This is a genomic window from Chitinophaga oryziterrae, from assembly GCF_009758125.1.
GTDB lineage: Bacteria > Bacteroidota > Bacteroidia > Chitinophagales > Chitinophagaceae > Chitinophaga > Chitinophaga oryziterrae.
The window spans coordinates 807447-832425 of the sequence record NZ_WRXO01000001.1 but is presented as its reverse complement, the minus strand read 5'-3'; the positions used below and the strand labels follow the sequence as shown (position 1 = coordinate 832425).

General features: G+C 44.1%; 17 protein-coding genes. 4 read left to right on the top strand and 13 right to left on the bottom strand.

Annotated elements, in window-relative coordinates:
- Window positions 1–37: 37 nt before the first annotated feature.
- The 3 genes from GO495_RS03325 to GO495_RS03315 all read right to left on the bottom strand — a co-directional run bounded on the left by GO495_RS03325 (window position 38) and on the right by GO495_RS03315 (window position 4689).
- Window positions 38–970, bottom strand: coding sequence for a M20/M25/M40 family metallo-hydrolase (locus GO495_RS03325; protein ID WP_157298270.1), 933 nt, complete (start codon window positions 968–970; stop codon window positions 38–40).
- A 73-nt stretch (window positions 971–1043) separates the two neighbouring features.
- Window positions 1044–2885 (bottom strand): membrane protein insertase YidC, encoded by a 1842-nt coding sequence (yidC, locus tag GO495_RS03320; protein ID WP_157298269.1) that lies wholly within the window; start codon window positions 2883–2885, stop codon window positions 1044–1046.
- A 151-nt stretch (window positions 2886–3036) separates the two neighbouring features.
- Window positions 3037–4689 (bottom strand): CTP synthase, encoded by a 1653-nt coding sequence (locus GO495_RS03315; RefSeq protein WP_157298268.1) that lies wholly within the window; start codon window positions 4687–4689, stop codon window positions 3037–3039.
- A gap of 291 nt (window positions 4690–4980) precedes the next feature.
- On the opposite strand from GO495_RS03315, the gene GO495_RS03310 reads away from it, so the two are divergent.
- Entirely contained in the window at window positions 4981–5496 is a 516-nt protein-coding gene (locus tag GO495_RS03310) for an acyl-CoA thioesterase (protein ID WP_157298267.1), read from the top strand.
- 36 nt (window positions 5497–5532) lie between these two features.
- On the opposite strand, the gene GO495_RS03305 is transcribed toward GO495_RS03310, so the two are convergent.
- The 4 genes from GO495_RS03305 to GO495_RS03290 form a co-directional block, all read right to left on the bottom strand.
- Window positions 5533–6174, bottom strand: coding sequence for an HD domain-containing protein (locus tag GO495_RS03305; RefSeq protein ID WP_157298266.1), 642 nt, complete (start codon window positions 6172–6174; stop codon window positions 5533–5535).
- A 998-nt stretch (window positions 6175–7172) separates the two neighbouring features.
- Window positions 7173–7754, bottom strand: a complete 582-nt coding sequence (locus tag GO495_RS03300) for a precorrin-2 dehydrogenase/sirohydrochlorin ferrochelatase family protein (RefSeq protein WP_157298265.1) — start codon at window positions 7752–7754, stop codon at window positions 7173–7175.
- A 192-nt stretch (window positions 7755–7946) separates the two neighbouring features.
- Window positions 7947–8723 (bottom strand): uroporphyrinogen-III C-methyltransferase, encoded by a 777-nt coding sequence (gene cobA / locus GO495_RS03295; RefSeq protein ID WP_157298264.1) that lies wholly within the window; start codon window positions 8721–8723, stop codon window positions 7947–7949.
- Window positions 8724–8741: 18 nt separating this feature from the next.
- Entirely contained in the window at window positions 8742–10859 is a 2118-nt protein-coding gene (locus GO495_RS03290) for a nitrite reductase (RefSeq protein ID WP_157298263.1), read from the bottom strand.
- A 401-nt stretch (window positions 10860–11260) separates the two neighbouring features.
- Between GO495_RS03290 and hxpB the strand changes: the two genes are divergently transcribed.
- Window positions 11261–11914 (top strand): hexitol phosphatase HxpB, encoded by a 654-nt coding sequence (hxpB, locus tag GO495_RS03285; RefSeq protein WP_157298262.1) that lies wholly within the window; start codon window positions 11261–11263, stop codon window positions 11912–11914.
- 461 nt (window positions 11915–12375) lie between these two features.
- Here hxpB and rpsA read toward each other — a convergent pair whose 3' ends face one another.
- A complete protein-coding gene (rpsA, locus tag GO495_RS03280) occupies window positions 12376–14280 on the bottom strand; it encodes a 30S ribosomal protein S1 (protein ID WP_157298261.1) in 1905 nt (634 codons plus the stop codon).
- A 175-nt stretch (window positions 14281–14455) separates the two neighbouring features.
- Here rpsA and GO495_RS03275 point away from each other — a divergent pair, with 175 nt between their 5' ends.
- On the top strand, window positions 14456–15340 hold the full coding sequence (locus GO495_RS03275; protein ID WP_157298260.1) for a rhomboid family intramembrane serine protease: 885 nt from the start codon (window positions 14456–14458) through the stop codon (window positions 15338–15340).
- A gap of 32 nt (window positions 15341–15372) precedes the next feature.
- Window positions 15373–16599, top strand: coding sequence for a 4-hydroxy-3-methylbut-2-enyl diphosphate reductase (locus tag GO495_RS03270; RefSeq protein ID WP_157298259.1), 1227 nt, complete (start codon window positions 15373–15375; stop codon window positions 16597–16599).
- A 198-nt stretch (window positions 16600–16797) separates the two neighbouring features.
- Here GO495_RS03270 and GO495_RS03265 read toward each other — a convergent pair whose 3' ends face one another.
- From GO495_RS03265 to GO495_RS03245, 5 genes are all read right to left on the bottom strand, one after another.
- Complete coding sequence (locus GO495_RS03265) at window positions 16798–17562, bottom strand: LytR/AlgR family response regulator transcription factor (protein ID WP_157298258.1); 765 nt, start codon at window positions 17560–17562, stop codon at window positions 16798–16800.
- Window positions 17563–17576: 14 nt separating this feature from the next.
- A complete protein-coding gene (locus GO495_RS03260; protein ID WP_157298257.1) occupies window positions 17577–19523 on the bottom strand; it encodes a tetratricopeptide repeat-containing sensor histidine kinase in 1947 nt (648 codons plus the stop codon).
- 467 nt (window positions 19524–19990) lie between these two features.
- Window positions 19991–20677: a (d)CMP kinase gene (cmk, locus tag GO495_RS03255; protein ID WP_157298256.1), complete on the bottom strand. Its 687-nt coding sequence runs from the start codon at window positions 20675–20677 to the stop codon at window positions 19991–19993.
- A gap of 296 nt (window positions 20678–20973) precedes the next feature.
- The gene (locus GO495_RS03250; RefSeq protein ID WP_157298255.1) at window positions 20974–22023 is read right to left on the bottom strand and encodes a hypothetical protein; all 1050 of its coding nucleotides are present in this window, start codon (window positions 22021–22023) and stop codon (window positions 20974–20976) included.
- 198 nt (window positions 22024–22221) lie between these two features.
- The gene (locus GO495_RS03245; RefSeq protein WP_157298254.1) at window positions 22222–24963 is read right to left on the bottom strand and encodes a beta strand repeat-containing protein; all 2742 of its coding nucleotides are present in this window, start codon (window positions 24961–24963) and stop codon (window positions 22222–22224) included.
- Window positions 24964–24979: the final 16 nt, after the last annotated feature.

Genomic DNA, 24979 nt, shown 5'->3' with positions numbered 1-24979 from the left:
TAAGGGATTTTGCAGGGCTTCGCCCTGTACCCAAAAATTACTTCTTCTCTTCTCCTACATAATGTAACGAATCATACTTCATCGCATTCGCTACCAGTTTTATCCCCAGCTGTAATACCAGCGCTTCTTCCTTCGGTTCTAACTTATCCGCATCATCCGTAGGCTTATGATAATCATCATGAGGGCCTGTATGCAGGAATATTACCGGTATTCCGCTCATATAAAAGTTATGGTGATCAGATGCTCCTTTGCTGCCGCCATCCGTGAAATAGTGAATCCCCGGCTGCTGCACATCTTTAAACACGGCAGGCCATTCCTGCGCAGAACCATAACCACCGATACCCAATCCCCTCGTATCATTATAACGTCCTATCATATCCATATTCAGCATCAGGTGAACACTGCTCAGCGGAATAACAGGATGATCCACAAAATATTTAGATCCCATTAGACCCGGCTCTTCAGCCCCCATCGCAATAAACAGGAAGTTAAAAGGTTCTTTCTCCCCGTTCTGGCTATAATAACGGATAAATTCCAGCAAACCGGCTACACCGGAAGCATTATCATCTGCTCCGTTATGAATGACATTGAGCGGATATTTACCGTCATACAATGTAGCTAGCCCCAGGTGATCGTAATGTGCGCCTATGATGATCGTACGGGCAGCGCCATTATCTAAAAAACCGATCACATTACGACTGGGAACGTTCTTATGGGAGTTCTTGTCAAAAGTAAAGTCCTGGTAATAACTACCATTATTAACCGGCTTCAGTCCCAGTTTCTTAAACTGCCTGGCCACATATTTACCGGCCTTCATACCGCCTTTTTCATCAGATCCCCTGCCTTTCAGTTTCTCAGAGGCCAGGTAGTTCACCGTGTGCTGGATACGGCTGGGAGAAGGAATGTAATCCTGTGCATAGGAGGATAAATACAAAGTGCTGGCCGTTGCCAGTAACAACAATTGTTTCATGTTTACGATTAAGCCCTGTAAATAAAGAAGGCTCCCATCGTGGGAGCCTTCTATCAAATATAATAATAATAAGTTACTTCTTTTTCGGTTGTACACCCTGCTGCCTTTGCTGCATCTCTTCCAGCTTTTCCTGCCATTTGGATTTGCTCTTAGGTTTCTTCTTGTTCTCCTGGATCTGTGCGTGGATCTTGTCGTGGTTGATGATAAACTTCTGTATCACCCACTGTAACAGGATACTGATCACGTTAGACAGGAAGTAGTAGAATGTCAAAGCCGAAGCAAGACGGTTGAATATCCCTAACAGCATTACCGGGAATACGTAAGGCATATATTTCATTACCGGGTTGCTCTGATCGGCCATACCGCGGTTGTTGAAAGCCAGCATCAAACTGGTAGCCGTCATCAGCAAGGTGAAAAGACTCACGTGATCACCATAAAAAGGAATGGTAAACGGCAGATGGAAGATAGAATCGTAGGTCGAAAGGTCTTTCGCCCACAGGAAACTCTCCTGGCGTAACTCAATAGAGGACGGGAAGAAGCTGTACATCGCTACCAGGATAGGTAACTGCATCACAGCAGGTAAACAACCTCCGAGAGGGTTTACACCGGCGCTCTTAAAGAGTTTCATCTGGTCCATACCAAAAGCCTGCTGGTCATCACCATGTTTCGCACGCAATGCATCAATTTCGGGCTTTAACACCTTCATTTTAGCAGACGATACATAACTCTGATAAGTGAACGGCGCTATCAGTAAGCGTATAAATAAGGTGAGCAGGATGATGATGATACCATAATTGTGAATAAATCCACTCAGGAAGTTAAACACAGGGATGATCACCCATTTGTTCACATACTTTACGAAAGCAAAAATACCGGAACCCAGCGGGATGATATTTTCCAGGCCTATACCAAAAGATTTTAACGTCTTATAATGGTTAGGACCGTAATATATTTCTATCGGGAATTTGAAATCATGTGCGCGGGTGTAAGGGATAGACAGGGTGGTGAAGGTCTGTCCGACAATATTACCGCTTTCAGGCACTTTGGTATTGATATCAGCTCCTGCGAAGTTGTTATCTTTTTGGGAGATGAAGGTAGTGTTGAAGAACTGTTGTTTCACACTTACCCATTGCAGTTTGTTCTCCAGTTGCTGATGACTGGTACGCTGCAGGGTGAAATAATCGTGTTTACCCTCACCGGACTCATAATGGACCTGGTTGTTGAGACGTTCATTCTGCATATCCTGTTCCTGTCTGTCGTTCTGGTTATCCCATTGCAGGGCCAGCGTTTTCTGGGAAGCAGGCAGCACATTTTCAAGTCCTACCGCATGAATGTCAAAGTCAACCGCATAACCATCCTGTTTCAGTGTATACACATATTCCAGGAACTGTTCAGGATTAGAGGTAGAGAGGCGGTAAGTAACAGCCTGACTGCCATCTGCCAGTTTCTGAACGGAACCACCGGTGAAGAACAGGTCTGCAGTATTTAATAAGGTATTGTTATTAGCAGGTAACTGCATGGAAATACGGTTGAAAGAACCGTCTACCAGCATTAAAGGACCGCCATCAAAAGTTTTGAATTTTTTCAGCTGAACAGTAGCCGGCTGTCCACCCTGGTTGGTAAAAGTGATTTTTACAACGTCGTTTTCCAGTACAGCAGTTTGAGCAGTACCTTTCGCTGCATTCGCAAAGGCGCCATATTCACCTGCCAGACGGGAGGAATCCTGGGTACCGGTAGTGCCGGCAGCAGCATAACCTGTTGTATCTGTGGGTACTTTAGGCTTGTTGATGTTTGCGATGGAATCCTGACGGGCTTTCTCTTTCCGTGCTTCTACCTGTTGACCTTGGTTATAGAAGATATATCCTACCAGTAATACTCCCAGCAAGATGAAGCCAATGACCGAGTTTCTGTCCATGAAATTCTAATTGAAATTTAGGCTGCAAAGGTATGTAAAAGCCGCAAGCTTTTAGCTGTCAGCGACAAGTATCATCCCAATATTCTGTTAAGTTAATATTGAAATGTTGCTTGCAGGGTGCAACTAATAGCTTGCGGCTACTAATTATTTATTACTGGTGGGCGATTTTCTCTTCCGCCAGTTTTGCATTGTTTGTCTTAATTTCTGCATATTCTTTGGCAGCAGCTATGAAATGAACAAACAGCGGAGCCGGTCTTTCCACGGTACTTTTCAGTTCCGGGTGAAACTGGCATCCTACAAAGAAAGGATGATCAGGCAGTTCTACCACTTCTACCAGTCCACTTTCCGGGTTCTTACCGGAAGCTACCATACCTGCTTTCTCGAAATCTTCCAGGAACTTACTGTTGAATTCGTAGCGGTGACGGTGGCGTTCAGTGATGCTGGTCCCTTCATAGATAGAAGCAGCTCTGGAGCCTGGCTCCAGTTCGCAGGCATAAGAGCCTAAACGCATGGTACCGCCTTTAGCCGTAATTTTCTTTTGTTCTTCCATCAATCCTATTACCGCATGAGTGGTTTCAGGATTCATTTCAGTAGAGTGTGCATCCTTCCATCCTATTACGTTACGTGCATATTCCACTACGCTCATCTGCATTCCCAGGCAAATACCAAAGAAAGGCAGGTTGTTTTCACGCGCATACTGGATAGCCGTTATCTTTCCTTCTATACCACGATGTCCAAAACCGGGAGCCACCAGCAAACCATCCAGGTTGCGGAGCTTCTCAGCCACGTTCTCAGGAGTAAGGAATTCAGAATGAATATTTTGCACTATTACTTTACACTCATTCATCGCCCCTGCATGGATAAATGACTCCAGGATGGATTTGTAGGCATCCTGCAGTTCCACGTATTTACCAATGAGACCGATGGTCACTTTGGATTTAGGGTACTTCAGTTTGTCCAGGAATCCTTTCCATTTGGTCATATCCGGTTCCTTCTCAATAGGGATATGCAGTTTCTTCATCACAATGACATCCAGCTTTTCGCGCAGCATTTCCAGCGGCACTTCATAGATGGTACTCATGTCTGTTGCTTCTATCACAGCATCCACCGTAACATTACAGAACAGTGCAATTTTCTTCTTCAGATCATTGTACATAGGTTCTTCTGTACGGCAAACGATCACGTCCGGATGAACGCCGTTCTCACTCATCATTTTCACAGAGTGCTGTGTTGGCTTGGTTTTCAGTTCTTTAGCTGCACGCAGGTAAGGAATGAGGGTCAGGTGTACCACCAGGCAATCCTGCTCTTCCAGTTCCCATTGTAACTGACGAACCGCCTCTATATAAGGCAGTGATTCGATATCACCCACTGTTCCGCCTAATTCAGTGATCACGATATCATAATTACCATCTTTACCCAGCAGCAGGATCCTGCGCTTGATCTCATCTGTAATATGCGGAACTACCTGAACGGTCTTACCAAGGTAAGCCCCCTCACGTTCCTTGTTAATTACAGTCTGGTAAATACGACCGGTAGTCACATTATTAGCCTGGGACGTAGGTGTATTAAGGAAACGCTCATAGTGCCCCAGATCGAGGTCAGTTTCAGCACCATCTTCGGTTACATAACACTCTCCGTGTTCATAAGGGTTTAATGTCCCCGGGTCCACATTGATATATGGATCAAACTTCTGAATAGTCACTCTAAAACCGCGCAACTGCAATAATTTTGCCAGCGAAGCAGCTATGATTCCTTTACCCAACGAGGATGTAACACCTCCCGTAACGAAGATATATTTTGCCATAAGATCTAATTCTGTAGAATACTTGACCTAAAGAGGAAGTGCCGGACGACATAAATGGTGTAACCAGTCAAGTAAAAACTAACTTCCGAAGGTCAGGCAAAGTTACAAAAATTTGCTACCCGCCCAAAAGGCTTTTTAAGATTGTATATTTATTACATATATAAAGAAATAATATAAAAATATTTAACCCGTTTTTGAGGGCTTATAAATTTATCCTGAAGGCTGCCACATTTTATTTCTTACCAATAGCATCAAACTTCTTACTAATTTTGCCGCCGAACAAACAATAACATGACTATAACGCCCAAGCGCACGCAGGACTCGGTTATCCAGATGACGGAACTGGTACTGCCCAATGATACCAACACTTTTGGCAACCTGATGGGCGGCCGTTTAATGTACTGGATGGACATCGCCGCTGCGCTGGCGTCTATGAAACATTGCAGCGCACCGGTAGTAACGGCATCTGTAGACAATATCTCTTTCGAAAATCCCATTAAGCTGGGCAACGTCGTACATATTGAAGCAAAGGTGAGCAGGGCGTTTACTACCTCTATGGAAGTACACCTGCGGGTATGGGGCGAAGATCCTGTACAGCAGTACCGTTATAAGTCAAACGAGGCGTTCATGACTTTCGTGGCCCTGGACCCTAATGGCAAGTCCCGGATAGTACCTCCCATTATCCCCGATACAGAAGATGAGAAGAGCTTATATGACGGTGCTTTACGCCGCCGCCAGCTTCGTCTTATCCTTAGTGGCAAGATGAAGCCGCAGGATGCGGAAGAACTGAAAGCATTATTTGCATAAAAGGTTGCTGATGTGTGAAAGGATCTCTTTCACACATCAGGATATCCCCTCCCACTCTTTATAAAACCTTTCCAGGAACTGCTCCATAAACAAATGCCTTTCTTCGGCCAGCTTTCTGCCGGTAGCAGTATTCATCCTGTCTTTCAGCAATAACAACTTCTCGTAAAAATGATTGATCGTAGGGGCCGTGCTATGCTTGTACTGTTCTTTGGTCATCTGTAAATCAGGAGAAATCCCCGGATCATAAATGGCCCTGTTCTTAAAACCGCCATAGTTGAACGTCCGGGCAATACCGATAGCGCCCAGTGCATCCAGGCGGTCAGCATCCTGTACCACTCCCAGTTCCGGAGAGTAAAATTTACCTGCCTGGTGTCCGCCTTTAAAAGAAATGTGTTCGATGATATTAGTCACGTGTTGCACCACACCGGCCGGTACCTGGATAGATTCCATGAACTGGCGGGCCTTTGCCGGCCCTATGCTTTCATCTCCGCCATGGAATTTGGCATCTGCAATGTCATGCAGCAGTGCGCCCAGTTCAACTACCAGCATATTCACATCTTCCTGTGCAGCAATGTGTTTAGCCAGTTGCCATACCCTGTAAATATGCCACCAGTCGTGCCCGCCTTCGGCGCCTGCCAGTTCTTTTTTAACGAATGCTTCTGTTTGGGAAAGGATCATGGGGGCAAATATACAGCTACAAAAAACGAAGAAAAAGAGAAACGGTTAAGGACGCATAGCCTGCAATGAACCGTTTCCCTTCCCTGAATTCCGGCAGCATGCAAAGAATATTACAGGGGATCTGCTTCACTAGATTTTCTTCGTTTTTCTCTTTTATTAATCGACAGATTAGTTTGGTGCAGCTTAGTAATGGTTGATAAAATGAAATAGTGAATAGTCAGGATACAATTCAGATTTTGGTTGATAAACGGTCTTAATTCTTTATGATACCTCAGCGAGGCCCCTTTCAGGCCTCCGGCGTAAGGTATATACTTCAGGGAAGCGGGAAATCTCTTTGTAATTGGCGCGGCATAAGGCGGGGATACGATAACTATCCGAAACTGCGAGGTCAAGAACTTTGCTGGCCTTTGCTGACCCTAGCCCCGGAAGTTCCCCGCCTGTAACCGCTACTTACTTTATCTTCGGGCATATACTTGCTATATGCCTCAATATTTTAGAGAGCAGAGCCAGCTATTATCCGCCGATCATAGGTTGACACTGCTCCTTTGGCTGGTTTTATGACTGTGTGTGTTTTGATATCTGATGTATTGGATTTCGTGACAGAAACCGAATTAATATAGGGTGATTTCTTAATAACTACCCTGCTGAACCTGTTTTTCGAAACATTACGCATAACAAGAGACTAATGACACATTAAAAATAAATATATTTTAACCAGTAATCTGAAAATCTCTACCAAAACAGCAAATACCTTCTAATTTTCTATAAAAATAACAAGCCTTGTTGAATTTTTACATACAATGATACTAAATTATAAATATATTTTTATTAATCATGTAATATAAAAAGAAAATTAAGCACAAAATGAAAGATAATTTTATCCAGAGATGGTTAAAAAACTATCTATTTCTAAGAAAATATGCTGAATTATTCCGTTGGTGGGTGGAAAATGGGGCTGTTTTGCAGTAAAAATGGAATATATCGATAATTTATAATTTTTAGTCTCTCTTTACCAGTACCTCAGTAATCTGGTTCAGTTGTTTCACCTTCTCGGTAAAATCACCTTTCAGCCTGTCACGTATTGTCTGTAACTTATCCAGCACCTCATTAATGGATCCTGGTATGGCTTCCTGTAATACTTCTTTTAAACGTTTCGCAACGGTGGGAGATTTACCATTGGTAGAAATAGCTATTTTGAGATTGCCCTTCTGTACAACAGAACCTAAATAAAAATCACATAACTCCGGTGTATCAGCCACATTGATCAGCACCCGGCTGCCCTTCGCCTTTTCCCAGATGAAACCGTTCAGTTCTTTGTCGTTAGTGGCAGCAATAGCCAGGTCTTTACCCAGCATATCCCCGCAGGAGAAAGGTTTTTGAACTAATGTAACATTGGGCGCGGTTTTGGCCAGCGTTACCAGTTCCGGTAAGAACCAGGTAGCCACCACTGTTATGTTGGCGTCCAGGCAATTGCTGAGGATAGCGCTTACTTTTTCATGCCCGATATTACCGCCGCCAACTACAAGCAGTTGCAGACGGTTTACCTTGAAAAATACCGGAAACAGATTATTCTCTTCCATATGGGCACATTTATAAAAAAGACTGACTTAAAAGTTACTCAAATATCAGCAGATAAAAGAATCTCACTTTCAGGGACTCAGTTTGATTTATTTTGATCAAAGAGTAATTTTTTTGTGATGGCGCTAAGCACCATCACAAAAAAATTGAAGGGATTTTGCAGGGCGAAGCCCTGTATCCAAAAATCAAACTGATTATACGGCTATTTTAAATCCGGCGGCCAGCTTCTCCTTCACGGACTGGAACGCTTCATGGAAACGTACCACCTCTCCTACAACAATAATAGCGGGATTACGGAGGTCTCCCCTGCTGGCGATCGCTGCCAGTTCTCCCACGGTACCTACGCCCACTTTCTGGTTAGGCAATGTACCATTCTGGATAATGGCAGCAGGGGTATTACCTTTTCCCTGCGCAATATATGCGGAAGATATCTCTTCCAGCTTACTCATTCCCATCAATATCACAACGGTCGTTTTCACCTGAATAGCATGATCCAGGTCTCTTGCCAGGTTACCATTCTGTGTGGTACCGGTCAGTACCCAGAATCCCTCACTCACGTTACGCGCCGTCACCGGAATCCCGTTAAAAGCCGGCACCGATATCGCGCTGCTGATACCGGGAATGACTTCCGTATCTATATTAAACTGCTGGGCAAAAGCCAGTTCTTCCTGTCCGCGCCCAAACACAAAAGAATCTCCTCCTTTCAGGCGTACCACATTCCCATAAGTCAATGCGTACTTCACGATCATGCGGTTAATCTCATCCTGAGAGTACACATGCATACCGGCACGTTTCCCAACAAAACGCTTTAAGCAGTTGCAGGGTGCATGCTCCAGCAGTTCATTGTTAGACAATGCGTCGTACAGAATTACCCTGGCCTGTTGTATGGCTTTCAGCCCTTTTACAGTGATCAGCTCAGGATCACCAGGACCAGCGCCTACCAGTATTAATTTTGGATGTATATTTTGCATAGTGTACTCTTTTAAAGATTAAGACGCAGGTACTTCAGCGCTTGGCTGCTGCCTGAGGGCATGTGCCTGCTGATAAAAGTCTGCCGCCTGTTTGTGATATGCTTTCGCAAAGCTTTCTGATGGTTCGTGCTGATTGATTTGTAACACCAGTTCCTTGAAACCTCCGTCGATTGGCCACTTGCCTGTTTCTATGAAATGTTTGTCAAAGTCATTGATGATGCCGGTCTGTGTATTACAGTTTACGCCTTCTCCTAACAGTAACGCTTTCGCTGTCTGTATAAAAGTGGAGTAAGAATGATAGATACTGTCTGCGAACTGATTGCTTTCCAAAGCTACGATAGATGACTGCAGCTTTTCTTCCCCTTCAAATAACAGGGTAGCTACCAGGTCTATTACCACGCTTGCGCACTCACCCACACCAATAGCAGTCGCGAACTTGTCGCCCTGTCCCCAGTCGATGAAATCATCGTTCTGCAGGGTAGTCAGGTCTGTCAATGGTTTCAGCAGGTCGTAGAAGTATTTTTCTCCCTGACGATCGTAGTAATCATTGAATTTTTCGCTTTCCTGCGCATTGGCTTCGTAGTCGTTCAGCAGGGAGCGTAGTACATCCGGGCCACGTTTACTTGGCACCTTGATCACCTTATCTGCTACACGGCCCACGCCATCTCCAACAATACCACCACCCAGCAATACCTGCAGGGCTGGCAATACCTTACCGCCACTCTTCACGGAACTGCCATGGAAGCCGATAGCGGCAATACCATGCTGACCGCAGGAGTTCATACAACCACTTATCTTGATCTTAATATCTTTATTATATACCAGGTCCGGGAATTCTTCCTGAATCACCAGTTCCAGTGCAGTAGCAATACCGGTGCTGCTGGAGATAGCCAGGTTACAGGTATCAGTACCAGGGCAGGCCGTGATATCGGCAACACTGTCAAAGCCGGGTTCCGCAAAACCTGCCGTTTCCAGCACGCTGAACACGTAAGGCAGGTGAGCCGGTAATATATATTTCAGCAGTAAACCCTGGTTGGCTGTTACACGCACATCGTTGCCGATAGCTGGTTTCAGCCCTTCAATGATCTGGCGGGAAATAACGGAACTGATGTTACCCAATGGCACGCGCACATAAGCGGCATAATAATCTGCCTGCTTCTGACGGAAAGCGTTGGTAGCCTTCCATATTTCGTATTTCTTAGGGTCCTTAATCGTGTAAGCCGGTAATACTGCATCTGCTGCAGGCAATTCCGGTTCTTCCCATACATCAGCATCTACATGGAAAGTCTTCACTTTGTTGGCAAGGCGTTCTTCCTCTACCAGTCTGGAGAATTCTTCAAACCCGAGTTTCTGGATCAGGAACTTCATACGTGCTTTATGACGACTGGCCCTTTCACCATTTCTGTCAAATACACGCAATACGGTCTCTATATATGGGATCAGCTGATCTGCTTCCAGGAATTCGTAAGCAATGTGTGCCAGGTAAGGCTGTGCTCCCAGGCCACCGCCTATCATCACTTTAAAGCCGCGTACCTGCTGTCCGTTAATTTCGCGGATCTTAGGTATAACGCCTATATCATGCATGAAAGCCCAGGCGGTATCAGCATCACTGCTGGAGAAAGCTATCTTGAATTTACGTCCCATGTCCTGGCATACAGGGTTACGCAGGAAATAGCGGAACGCAGCATCAGCATAAGGGGTAATATCAAATGGTTCGGCAGGGTCTATACCCGCTTTATCAGAAGCGGTAATATTTCTTACGGTGTTACCGCAGGCTTCACGAATGGTAATATCATCGAGGTCCAGTTTGGTCCACAGTTCAGGTGTCTTTTCCAGACTCACGAAGTGGATCTGAATGTCCTGACGGGTGGTCAGGTGCAGGTTACCGGTAGAATATTCGTCAGAAACGTCAGACATACGTTTCCACTGTTCCAGGGTCATTTTACCGTAGGGCAGTTTGATACGTATCATTTGAACTCCCGGCTGTCTCTGTCCGTAAATACCTCTTGCGAGACGCAGACTACGGAATTTCTCTTCCGGTATCTGTCCTTCACGGAATAAACGAATCTTTTTCTCCAGTTCTATTATGTCCTTCTCTACAACAGGATTTTCCAGTTCTGTTCTGAAGCTTTGCATATCAATTATTTTCTTGGGTGGTGGTAAATTATCAGATTAAACACTTCCTTATTAAGCCTATATAAAGCACAAAACCTCCGTAAGAACGGAGGCTTTGTATATCTTGTTTGATTCTTGATTGATCATCAGTTGGTATACATCTACGCCTCCGCTTTTACCTTTGCATTACAGCAACGGCACTCAAAACTCGCTATCATCAGATTACTATCCATATTTCCCATCGTTTTTGTAGACTATAGCAAAGTTATAAATCTAAGTGAGATTTCCAAAGGAAATTTTCATAAAAAAAGGGGGTGAATATTAGAATTTATTTAAAGGTCAGGGGGGATAGATCCCGGATTTTTCTATTGTCATTGGAATGATAATGTAACTTTGCCGCGCAAAACAAACGAAAAGAGCACATGATCAATACGGTGATTTTTGATATGGATGGATTGTTGATTGACTCCGAACCCCTATGGGGGCGGGCGATGCGGGAAGTGTTCGCTACTGTTGGAGTGGAATTGTCAATGGAACAGGCTAGTCATACTACGGGCTTACGCACAGCAGAAGTGGTGGAATACTGGCATAATTTCTTCAAATGGGAAGGAAAAAATTCAGAACTGGTGACTTCCGAGATTATTGACAGCGTTACCGCCAAAATCGTGGCAGAAGGTGTGATAATGGAAGGACTGGAATACATTCTCGACTATTTCGAACAGAAGAATTTCAAAATAGGACTGGCATCCTCCTCTCCTATGCGCCTGATCCTGGCTGCGGTAACGCATTTCGGTATTAAGGACCGTTTCCAGGTGATCTCTTCAGCAGAGTTTGAGACACATGGTAAACCACATCCGGCAGTTTACCTTTCCTGTGCAAAGGCACTGGGCAGTACGCCATTGCAATGCATTGCCTTCGAGGATTCCGTTACCGGTATGACAGCCGCCAAAGCTGCCCGCATGAAGGTAGTGGTGGTCCCGGAGCCACATAACCGCAATAACAAGCGTTATGCCCTGGCAGATGTACAGTTAAACTCCCTGACCGAGTTCAACGACGGGATCTTGGCGAAACTATAAAACATCAACATACTATAAAACCCGGCCCGGAATGAGTTAAACTGATTCCGGGCCGGGTTTTGTATATCTGTATACGGGGCTTTTATATACCGGTACAGGCTCTTAACAAGGTGCGGACTAGTCCTCTTAAATTTATTTATTGCATTAATAAAACAGCTATAAAGCATATATAAAGCATACCTCTAGAAGTATAGCTTATATATGCTTCATATATGGTTTACATATGGCTTATATATGGATTATACTCCTGATCACAAGCCTGTTAAGGCCTTTCAGGGATCCTTCTTAAAAGGGCTATCAGTGATGGACTATGGAGTTTTTTACTTAATTGACTATAAATCAATTATATATACAAAGAAGGCCCCTGACGGAGCCTCATTAAATCTATGTATCTGATGAAAAAACAACAGGGGCCGTTCCTTTCGAAACAGCCCCTGTATTATTTCAACCTAAAAAAGTTATTACGCTTTTTTCTCTTCTTCACCACCTTCAGACTGCTTCAGTTTTTCTCTCAGTTCAGCTAAAGCACCCAGATCACCTAAAGTAGCTTTTTCTACTTTGCTCTGAATGGTTTTAACTGCTTTGCGAGTGTTATCAGCATCTGCTCTCTTTTCTTTCGCAACTACAGCTTTCTCTTCGTTCTTCACCTGTTCCCAAACTCTTGTATGAGAAACCAGGATACGTTTTTCGCTACGATCGAATTCAATGATCATGAATTCTTTCACATCTTCAACGCTGATTGGTTTATCATCTTCAGTGCGCAGGTGACGGGCAGGAGCGTAAGCTTCCAGACCATATTGTAACTGAACAGTAGCACCCTTGTCATCTTTCTTCACTACAGTACCTTCATGGATAGAACCAATCGGGAAGATAGTTTCAAAAGTGTTCCATGGATCTTCTTCAATTTGTTTGTGGCCCAGGCTCAGTTTGCGGTTATCCTTGTCAATACCCAGTATCACTACTTCGATTTCGCTACCTACTTTAGTGTACTCACTTGGGTGATTGAAACGTTTGATCCAGCTCAGATCAGAGATGTGGATCATACCACCGATACCTGTTTCCAGCTCAACGAACACGCCATAAGGAGTAATGTTCTTCACAATACCTTTGTGACGGCTTTCCAGCGGGAATTTAGTTTCGATAGTAGCCCAAGGATCTTCAGTCAGTTGCTTGATAGACAGGCTCATTTTACGCTCGTCTTTGCTCAGGGTAACTACCACTGCTTCGTACTCTTCTCCTAATTTGAAGAATTCCTTAGCATTGATCGGGGTGGAAGCCCATGAGATTTCAGATACGTGTACCAGTCCTTCCACACCAGGCAGAATTTCCAGGAATGCACCATAATCTTCAATGTTCACTACTTTACCTTTCACGCGCGCACCTTCTGTGATGTTAGCTGGTAAGGTATCCCAAGGATGGGGAGTGAGTTGTTTGTAACCAAGGCTGATACGTTTTTTCTCGTCGTCGAAGTCCAGTACAACCACATTGATCTTCTGATCCATCTGCAGTACTTCGCTTGGGTGAGAAATACGGCCCCAGCTGATATCGGTGATGTACAGCAAGCCGTCCAGACCACCCAGATCGATGAATGCACCGAAGTCTGTGATATTTTTGATAGTACCTTCCAATACCTGGCCTTTTTCCAGTTTGGAGATAATATCCACTCTTTGCTGTTCGATATCGCTTTCGATAAGCGCTTTGTGGGAAACAACTGCGTTTCTGATGGCTTCGTTAACCTTAACCACTTTGAATTCCATTGTTTTACCAACAAACTGATCGTAATCAGTAACAGGTTTAACGTCGATCTGTGAACCTGGTAAGAATGTTTCCATACCATAAACGTCCACGATCAGGCCGCCCTTAGTTTTGCTGGTAACAGTACCAGTAACAACTTCGCCTGTTTTGTACACTTCCACGATTTTTTCCCATGCACGCTGTTGACGAGCTTGTTTACGGCTCAGGTGCAGGTTACCATCCCGGTCTTCTTTTTCTACAACCAGTACTTCTACTTCATCTCCTACTTTCAGGCCCTGCAGATCGCGGAACTCGTTCAGAGAGATAAGACCATCTGATTTGAAACCAATGTTGATTACAACGTCCGTTTTGGTTAAGCCAACCACGGTACCAGTAAGCAAACCGTTTTCTTCAATCACCTTGAAAGTGCTGTCGTAAGTCTGGTCATACTTAACTTTCTCTTCCTGGCTATAAGAAGATACGTTACGTTTGTCCACGCTCCAGTCAAAATCATCGTGAGCGGTCTGTACTGCAACAGGTGCATTTTTTGTCGCTGTTTCTGCCTGGGCACTAACTGCCGCAGGAGCCTGCTGTTCAGCGTTTTGTTCGTTAATAATGTTGTTTTCTTCCAAAATTTTGTTATTACTTTTTGATAAAATATCCCCCGGAGATTAAGCCGGAAGTTTTAATTGGACGGCAAAGATACTGAATAATCATAAAAAAACCTTCAAAATCCTCGTCCCTGCCACTTGTAAAAATGTAGCCAAAATAGATTTAGGAATGCAGATTTTGTACTAATTTTCAAGTATGAACGGAACGTCTTTCAGATCTGATATTCGCTACTGGCTGAGACAAGGAAACACAATTAACCATTTACTTTTCTGGAACATTGTTGTATTCCTCCTGCTGGGAGTAGTGCATGTGGTGGGATGGATATCTCCTGCCGCAGGTTTTATACCTACCTTTTTATATGAGCAGCTGTCCCTGCATTCAGCATTACCTGCTTTTATAATTAAACCCTGGGGGTTATTTACCTATATGTTCACCCATGTTGCCATTTTTCATATATTCTTCAACATGTTGAACCTCTACTGGTTTGGTAACCTCTTCCGGTCATTCCTCGGCAATCACCGCGTACTGCCCCTCTATCTGCTGGGCGGTATCACAGGCGGACTGGTATTCCTCTTAGTCTATAATCTCATTTACCCCGGCCTCGATGGTACCCTTATAGGTGCCTCTGCTTCTGTAATATGTTTACTGGTAGCCTGTGCTACCAAGATCCCCAATTACGAAATAGGCTTGCTCTTCCTGGGTTCCATCCGCTTAAAGTGGCTGGCCCTGGCCATCGTGGTACTGGACGCTATTGCCATTCCCGATGGTAACACCGGTGGTATCGCGGCTCACCTGGGTGGTGCATTAATGGGTTTTGTATACGTGAAGCTCCTGGACAATGGTACCGATATCTGCCAGCCTTTAATATGGCTGTTCAACAGACGGGTACGTGTAGAAGCTACCACCAGACGTAAACGCATGTTCAAACCCAAGAAATCCCCGCTGAAAGTGGTGAAGAACGGACCGGAAGAAAACAGGCAGCTTCGCCTGGACCAGCTCCTGGACAAAATCAATGATAAAGGCTTCGAAAGCCTGAGTCCTGAAGAAAAAGCCTGGTTAAAGAGAATGAGCCAGGAATAACTGGCCTTCAAAATTTGTAACTTCGCCTCCAGATGAAAACATTCAACGTCCCTGTTATATATCGCAGTCCGCTGATCACGGCTATCAAAAACAGCCGCAAGCAACTGGACCGCATGAAGAAGGATTTTACACCGACCGTACTGGATTTCGGTCCGCTGAAAGTATTACTGGCCCGTCATTTCGGCTTCTGCTTCGGTGTGGAAAATGCTATAGAGATAGCTTTCAGAACACTGGATGAGAACCCGGACAAAAGGATCTTCCTCCTCAGTGAAATGATTCACAACCCGCACGTCAACAATGACCTGCTGGCAAGAGGGGTACAGTTCATTATGGACACAGCAGGCAAACAGCTGGTCCCCTGGGAATCACTCAACCCGGAAGATATCGTTATCATCCCTGCCTTCGGTACCACCCTGGAAATAGAAGCGAAACTAACATCCCTGGGCATTGCCCCCCTTCAATATAATACCACCTGCCCCTTTGTGGAAAGGGTATGGAACAAGGCAGAACAGATCGGGCAACAATCCTACACCGTCATCGTACACGGTAAACCTGGTCATGAAGAAACCAGGGCTACCTTCTCCCATAGTACCAGCAGTACACCTACCGTAGTCGTAAAAGACATGGCAGAAGCTCAACTACTGGCTACATTCATCACAGGAGAAAAACCTGCGGCGGAGTTCTACGAACTCTTTAAAGGACAATACTCCCCCGGTTTTGATGTGGTAAAAGACTTACAACGTGTAGGAGTAGTGAACCAGACCACCATGCTGGCCACTGAAACCCAGGCCATTGCGGACTATATCCGCAATGTAATGATGGACCGCTACGCATTGACCGCCGCCACTGCAGGTGAACATTTCGCAGATGCAAGGGATACCCTCTGCTATGCCACAAACGATAACCAGAGCGCCGTAACCGGCCTGCTCCAGGAAGAAGCAGATCTTGCCATCGTAGTAGGTGGCTATAACAGCTCCAACACCTCTCACCTGGTAGAACTCTGTGAAGAGAGGCTGCCTACCTTTTTCATCTCCTCAGATGAGAAGCTGGTATCAGCCAATGAAGTGGAACACTGGGATTTTCACCATAAGCAGGAATTACACAGCTTTACCTTTCTGCCTCAAAAAGAACAGGTAACTATTATGCTCACAAGCGGAGCTTCCTGCCCGGACGCATTAGTAGAAGCAGTAATACGGAAACTACTCTCCTTCTACGGACTGGAACATAAAATTGAAGAATTAGCGGCGAAATTCAAGTAGTCATAAAACACAAAAGACACCACGTGGTGTCTTTTGTCTTTGGGGCTAATCAATGCTAGTAATGCAGAGAAAAAAATTCATATATTGTAATAAGGTAGAATCTGATCCAAAAGTACTTTTTACCTTTTCAGCCAGCAACCAACAATTATTATCTGGTGGTCAATTTCCTGTAAGTGGCATAAAACACCTTAAATCTGGTTAGAACTGCATCGCCTTTTTCAGGAAATCTGCCTTACGTCTTCTCGAAACTTCTACCTGCGTTCCATCACTCATGAGTGCAAACCCACCTTCTCCCTGTATGTAAGATTGCATCTGCTGAAGATTAATAAGATGTGAGTTATGTACACGGAAAAAGTCTACATCAGTAAGCAGCTCTTCAAACTCTTTCAACGGACGGGATACCATCAGGTTTTTCTTGTCTGTAAAGAATATCCGGGTATAGTTACCGGTAGATTCACACCGTACGATATTCTGTACCGGCATAAATACCAATCCGTTAATGGTAGGCAGTGCGATCTTCTTATGCGTCTGATGCAGTGTTTTCATGTTCTGCAGGAATACTTCAATAGGGGAATGCTGTGTTTCACCCGCCGGTCCGTTACGCCTGCCCACACATTTCTGAATAGCATCCTGCAGCTCTTTTACACTAAAAGGCTTTAACAGGTAATCCAGCGCATTAAACTTAATCGCTTTTAAAGCATACTGTTCGTAGGCAGTAGTGAATATCACGTCGAAATTGATCTTATCAAACAGTTTCAATAATTCAAAACCATTCTGATGAGGCATTTCTACGTCCAGGAATACTACATCCGGCTGTAATTCGGAGATCATATCCTTCGCGTCTTTTACACTGTTCACGCTTCCCACTACAGTTACTTCGGGGCATTTCTTTTGCAGCATTGTATGAAGGGCTTCAATACAGTGCTGCTCATCATCAACGATGATGGCTCTTATTTCGCTCATGCTCTTAATGTGTATTAAAAAATAAATTCTACCGGTAAGACGAGTTTAACCTCTGTACCGGTGGCTGTTCCGGCATCGTCTTCCAGGTCTGTAATGTTAACGTTTGCTTCTTTTGTATTGTTGATCTTTCTGATCAGATCTATCCGGCCTTCCGTTACCTTCATTCCCATCGAACGGTGCGTTTGTCCCTTTTTTTCTTTTATTTCTATCGCTTTTTTCCTTCCTATTCCATTATCTGTAACGATGCAGGTCAATACACGCCCTTTCAGCGTTACGTTTATTTCCAATAGTCCTTTGCCGGATTTATGTACCAGCCCATGCCAGATAGCATTTTCAACGTAGGGTTGTATGATCATGGGCGGGATCATCGCTTCTTCTTCATTAATCTCTTCCGATACATTGATCTGGTAATCAAAAATACCATTACAACGCAACTTTTCAAGATCGAGATACAAACGTAACGATTCCAGTTCTTTATTCAGAGAAATAAAGGTGTACTGTGTATTATCCAGGATCATACGCATCAACCGGGAGAATTTGGTGAGGTAGTCTGATGCTTCTTCCTGGTTGTTGCTCCAGATAAAACGATGTATGGAACTGAGTGAGTTAAATATAAAGTGTGGGTTCATCTGCGCACGTAATGAGCGCAGCTCCAGTTGTAAGGTCTGTTTCTTGGTTTCCAGGTTCCTGTGGCGGATATAAAAGAAGCCACCTACGGTAAGCATCAATAAAAACCCTGCCAAGGATATGATATACACTACATTACGTTTGGTACGCAGTTCACTTAGCTGTTTATCATGTTCCAGTAGTTTGATCTGGTTGTCTTTCCGGTCTACTTCATAAATGGCCTGTGTCTGCGCCAGTGACTGGGCCGAGTTTTCATCCAGCAGGCTGTCTTTGTACAATAACGACTTATCCATTGCTCCCAAAGACTTTTCAAAATCCCCGCTGGCCTTATAATCCTCCGCCAATGCTTTATAGGCATCCTTCAGCATCAGCTTGAACCGCCATAAAAGGCTCAGATCGATAGATGCCTGGATATTTTTGCGTGCTTCCTCATGTTTACCCTGCAGGCTCCATAACTTGCCGATGCTCAGGTAACTCTCTGCCTCATGCACTTTATCTTCCACTTTGCTATTCACTGCCAGGGCTTTATGCAGGTATTCCAGTGCACTGGCATAGTCCTTCTTTTCCTTATAGGCGCCCCCCAGTGAATTATAACAGATCGCCAGTCCGGTACTGTTATTCAGTACCTGATTAACGGCCAGTGACTTCTTATAATATTCTATGGCCAGGTCAAGCTTACCTAATCCCTGGTAGGCATAACCTATATTTCCAAGATTGATGGCCGTACCCAGACTATTCTTATTCTCCCGTTCCAGCAATAAGGCCTTATTGAAATGGGCAATAGCCTCATCATACTTTCCGGAAGACAGCTGAATATTACCTATACTATTGATAGCCACGCAGATATTACGAACATCATTAATCTTTTCCGCCAGTTGTAATGCACGGAAATGATAGCCAAATGCTTTTTCCAGCTTTTCCTGCCGCCGGTAATCCACCCCTGTATTATTCAGGGCAATAGCCAGCATCAGGTCGTTTTTTGCTTCTTCGGCATATTTAACGGCCTTCTCATGGTAATCTGAAGCCAGGATATATTCTGATTTATTTCTTTTGGAGATGCCCAGTTCATTGTACACACTGAACAGGCCACGGAAATACCGGAGATGCTGGGAAGTAACGATGGCTTCCTGAAAGAAAGGGTTCTCTGCTTTATGTTTATCAAAATAACGGCCCATGGCCTTACCCTTGTCTATCAGCCAGTTCACCTTATTGGTATCGCCGGGCAATAGTCTGGCGGAATCCAGTGTATGGAAAACAAGGATAGAATCCTGTCCGTAAATGTCCCCTTTTGTTAAACAGAGCAGGATAAGTAATAAGTAACAGCCTTTAAACATGCATCAGCAAGGTATAAGCACAAGTTAGTTAAAAAAGCGAAAGGGCGAAAGAATTCGCCCCTTCTTCCTATTAACCGAATACACCTACTGAAAATATGGACAAGTACAGGCGAACCCGCCTTACCCACATTAAGTTTAAATATTACTAGCCACAACGCTATATATTAAGTGTCGAATGTTCTTACGGTTAATAGCAGGTTTCCGGATACAGCTATGATAAGACCTCAAAGATCCTACAAGATGTCTCTTGACCCCTTTGGGAAATATATATGTTGATTTTGAAAGTGCTTATTGGCAGTATTCAAAAAAATACGGTAATAATAAAATGCAGGAAATTCTGGAGGATGTGGAAAATTATAAGGGTCTCTCACCCGCAATAAAACCGGGAATTAAGCAAATTTAATAAAGGTTTTTCTGATATTAAAATAAAATCTGAAAGATTGTTCTATAATCGGGTCTTTTCCTGGTTAAGATTGCACCATAATCGCATCCTCAACCCATTGCATCACAAGTTTAAGTTGCTCATCCGTACTTAACTGACTGTTATCCAATATGATAGCATCTTCTGCCTTACGAAGGGGGCTAATCTCCCTATTGGTATCGATATAATCGCGTAATTCCAGGTTCTCTTTTATTTCGTGCAGGGTGATGTTTTTGTTCTTGGCATACAGTTCTTTGTACCTGCGTTCCACACGGATGGCAGTATCTGCCGTCATAAATATCTTCAATTCTGCATGGGGGAATACGGTGGTCCCTATATCACGTCCGTCCATCACAATACCACGCTGCTTTCCCATCTGCTGTTGCTGCGCCACGGCAAATTCCCGTACTTCTTTTATGGCTGCCACTTCGCTTACCTTTTCGGCTACCAGCATTTCGCGGATCATATGCTCTACGTTCTCTCCGTTCAGGGTCATCTCCGATACGTTGGTAATGGGGTTGTACACAAACTCCAGGGAAATATTACCCAGGGCCTCGTTTACCTCATCCGTATCGTTCCAGTCCACACGGTTCTGTATGAAATACAGCGTGATAGCACGGTACATGGCTCCGCTGTCTATATACACATAGTCCAGTTCTGCGGCCAGTTGTTTGGCCAGCGTGCTTTTCCCACAGGAAGAGTAACCATCTATTGTGATAATAACTTTTTTCAAAACCAGGTAATTAAATGAACAAGGGTAAGAATTGACGGTGTAAAGTTAAAGGAAAAATGGAAAAATCAACCCAGTAATTATGTTAAACTCAGTTGAATGTTATGAATGCGTAGATTGGCAGATGTTGTTGGCATAAATACACTGCATCTGACTGTTTAGCTCTCCGATTTAGCTTTGGAATATGGGTTCGGGATTTGTTTTCAATTTAACTTCACCTGATATTCACGTCAGATAAGGTGTATTTATGCCCAACAACATCTGGCGCGAAGATGGTGTAATCAAACTGAGGCACTACCTTAAAGTGGATTAGCTGTTGATATGATATACCAGTAAGTACCGTCCGATTGTACTGTAGCACTTTCACCATTGGTGAGGTTAAAACCGGTGTTACTGTCATCTCCGTCAAAACTGCTGCCACTGGCATTTACAACTACGTCCGATGCGCCTTTGGCCAGTTTTATGATGAATATCCTGCCCGTGCGGCCATTAGCCGCTGGTAGCGTAATGTTAACTGCTCCACTGCTTCCACTTCTTATCACAGTATAATCATCATCTGTGATGCCGGTGGAAGTCGTTACCACTCTTACAGGCAGTGTTTGTGCGCTGGCGCCTAACCGTTTCTTCCATACTTTCCCCTGGTCTACCAGCAACACAGTGTCTTTTGTGTCATCCACCTGGATATGCGGCAGGTACAGGTCCTGTGCAATAGTAGTCCCTGTAGCGCTTCCGATAGAGACCGATGTCCCATATATTTCAGTAATATCCCCACTGATCAGTTGTATAGGCTGAGATGCGGACGTAATAATATTCACGGCGCCAGTGGTGGATGTCATCCCGTTATTGAGGATGAAAGAACCATTGGCAATAACAGCGCTGTTGAATACTTTGCTGCCGGCGAATGTCTGGGCACCGGTGCTCATAAACCCGTTTGTAGTAGCAGTAGCGTTGGGAATATTGAGAGTGTGATTACCTGCTGTTGAAGTAATTGCATATGTGCCTGCCACGTTAGTTGTTTTCAGTAACTGCGTGGAGACCGTTTGCCCGTTGAGGGATGTGATGGTATTCCCTTCCGGCAACAGTTTTACCCATGCGTTGTTGGCATGGATATACAGACTTTTATTTGGTATAAAGTAGATGATCATCCCATCGGGTGAATTTTTAAGTGTGGTCTGTGTGGTATCTGCTATACGCGGCAATAATAATCCCTGGGATTTGCTTTCCAGTTCAAGTAAAGCAGACTTTTGTATGTTACCAGGATTATCTCCCAGTTTCAACTGGGCATATGTAAGCGTGGACATAAACAATAACAGTATGAATATTACATACAGTTTCAGTTGTGCATTCATGGGTAGGTCTCTTAGGTATAGGTATGGTATAACCAGGTTTGTATAAAGTTAACAGGAAAAAGGGGGAATTGGGAAGAGAGAAAAGTAGAATAGAGGGCTTGTACTCAAAGTTGTAGTAAAAAACCAGCTTCTTTTAAATGTTTTTGACATAAAACATTTAAAAGAAGCTGGTTTGAATAAATTAACTGTATTATTTAATTATAAATAGGAAGAAATAACATACCAATATGTACCGTCCGACTGAAATGTGTAAGTTTTCAAAGCAGTGGATGCCATCGTCATCGTAGTCGTGGCGGCGACACCTTCAAATCCACTGCCTCCGCCGTTAATTGTAACTGTTCCTGTTGCAGAAATTCGTTTTATCACAAAAATTCTTCCCTTACGGCCACTAGCAGAAGGTAGTGTTATTGTCGCAGTACCATTCCCTGTTTTAATAACTGTATAATCATTATCTGTCACAGTGTAACTGCCATTGGTAGATGTTATAGCCATGGAAATACCACCATCTATACTAACTGCTGCTACAGGAGTATTTGTTCCAACCCCTAATCTCAGGTTTGTATTATCCCAGAAAAGTTCGGCATTATTTTGACTTACCTCTGCTGATGCATCACTTGTCTTGTAACCAAAAAGTATAGATCCGACTGCAATATTGTTATTACCGTTTGTTGAGATCATCTTATACCAGCCATTACCTGTATTCGTGGCAAGCGGTGCTGTATTGCCTCCCCACTCTTTTACTGCCAGTGTATTCTTGTCAAAATACAACTGCGTAGTAAAACCACTACCTCTGAAGGCCAGCACGCTCCATGCATAAGCGGATGTACCTAAAGGACCGTTAACCACGGTACCAGTTGTTCCACTATTCCATATTTTCATACGGGTAGTAGAACCAGCTACGTCCGCAGTAGCAGCATCGTTTGTATTATCAACAGTACCATAAGTAGCGCCACCATCATTATCTGTATTGGACTCCCAGTTAGTACCGTTCCATTTTAACACTTCACCGGTAGCCGGTGCTTTTGGAGATACTGCAAGTCCGAGAATTCTGCTGGCATTCCAGATAGCCAGGGAGCTGTCGGCATATAATGTACCTGTTGTCGTCAGTTTTAAGGAATTATCAAGAGATACTTCCTGTGTACTACCTGCCGTTGCAGCATATCTTCCCAACAATTTCTGAGAGGTAACGTTCTGTATTTTAGCATAAGTAACTCCCTGATCAGGAATATCAGCAGTGACCATAGAACGGAAGGCAGGGGCCGCAGCTGCACCCGTACCAGGACCAGCAAAGAGCGTATTGGCAGTCTGTGTTGCCAATGTTGTAGCAATAGTACCATTCGCCGTTAACGGTGAATTAGTAACCGTAAAGATGGAAGGCATTGTTAAACCTACAGAAGACAATCCCGCGCTGTTATCATCCGCGGCAGGAGCCCATGTTGCTCCATTCCATTTTAATATCTGTCCTGTGGTTGGCGCAGTAGGAGATAATGATCTTCCTAAAAATTTACTTGCATTCCAGATAGCCAAAGAACTATCTGCATACAAGATCCCTCCTGTAGTTAACTTCAATGAATTATCCAGGGATACTTCCTGCACACTACCTGTACTCGCTGTGTATCTTCCTAATATTTTCTGTGTGGTTACGTCTTGTATTTTAGCATACGTCACCGCCTTTGCAGCAATTGTATTCGCTCCACTTGCACCGGTAACATCTCCTGCTAAGGTAACAGATGGCGCTGTATAAGTAAGACTCGTTCCGTTACTCGTCAGTACAGTACCTGCTGCACCTACAGCACTTAATGCTGTACCGCCCTGTGAAATTGGTACAACACCTGTTATCTTAGAAAAAGGCAGGCTGGGAATATCCGCAGCAGCTAAAGTACGGTAAGCAATTGAGGTACCATTACTGGTCAGGAAAGTACCGTTAGCACCAACAGCGCTTAATGCCGTTCCACCCTGTGCGATAGGTACAACACCTGTAATATTACTGAAAGGCAATGCAGGAATATCTGCCGCTGCCAATGCACGGAAAGCAGGTGTACCTGCGGCTCCGTCAGGCGCTGCAAATACGGTATTCGCTGTTTGTGATTGTAGTGTTGCCGTTATACTTCCATTTGCTGTAAGCGGTGAATTCGTAACTGTAAAAAGAGAGGGCAGTGTTAAACCAACAGAAGATAAACTGCCGGTATTATCATCCGCAGCAGGTGCCCAGGTAGTGCCATTCCACTTTAATACCTGTCCGGTAGTTGCGCCAGCCTGAGCCATTTTGGCTCCGGTTACCGCACCTGCGGCTATAACAGGGTTAGGATATGTTCCTGTAAGATCTCCACCGGCAGTGCCTGTTGGAGGCAGACCAGTTAACTGTTTCTTCCATACTTTACCACTGTTAATCAGCAGCACACTATCCTTTGTATTATCTACTGCAATGCCTGTCAGGTAGAAATCCTGATTAGCTGTCAGATTACCATTGAATGTTTTGTCGCCCGCAAAGGTTTGTATGCCAGTTCCCATAAACCCGCTGTAAGATGAACTTGCATCCGGCAGATTTACGAAATGATTACCAGCTGTGGTAGTAATCGATGCAGGTGCAGCATTACTGGTGGCAGTAATCGTTTGTACAGGAACGGTAGACCCGTTCATGGAGGTAATTGCCTGTCCTTCCGGAATCAGTTTTTGCCAGGCACCGTTTGCACGGATACATAAACTGTTGTTCAGGGTAAGGAAAATGATCATCCCATCAGGTGATGCTTTAATGGTTGCCAGCGTGGTATCTGAAATACGCGGTAATAACAAACCCTGAGATTTACTTTCCAGTTCAAGCAAAGCAGACTTCTGCAGATTACTTGGATTATCACCCAGTTTTAACTGCTGTGCAAATAATACTGTAGGCGTCAGGTATAAAAACAATGTAAATAATCGAATGTAAGATGTTGTCTTCATAAATATAACTTGGTTA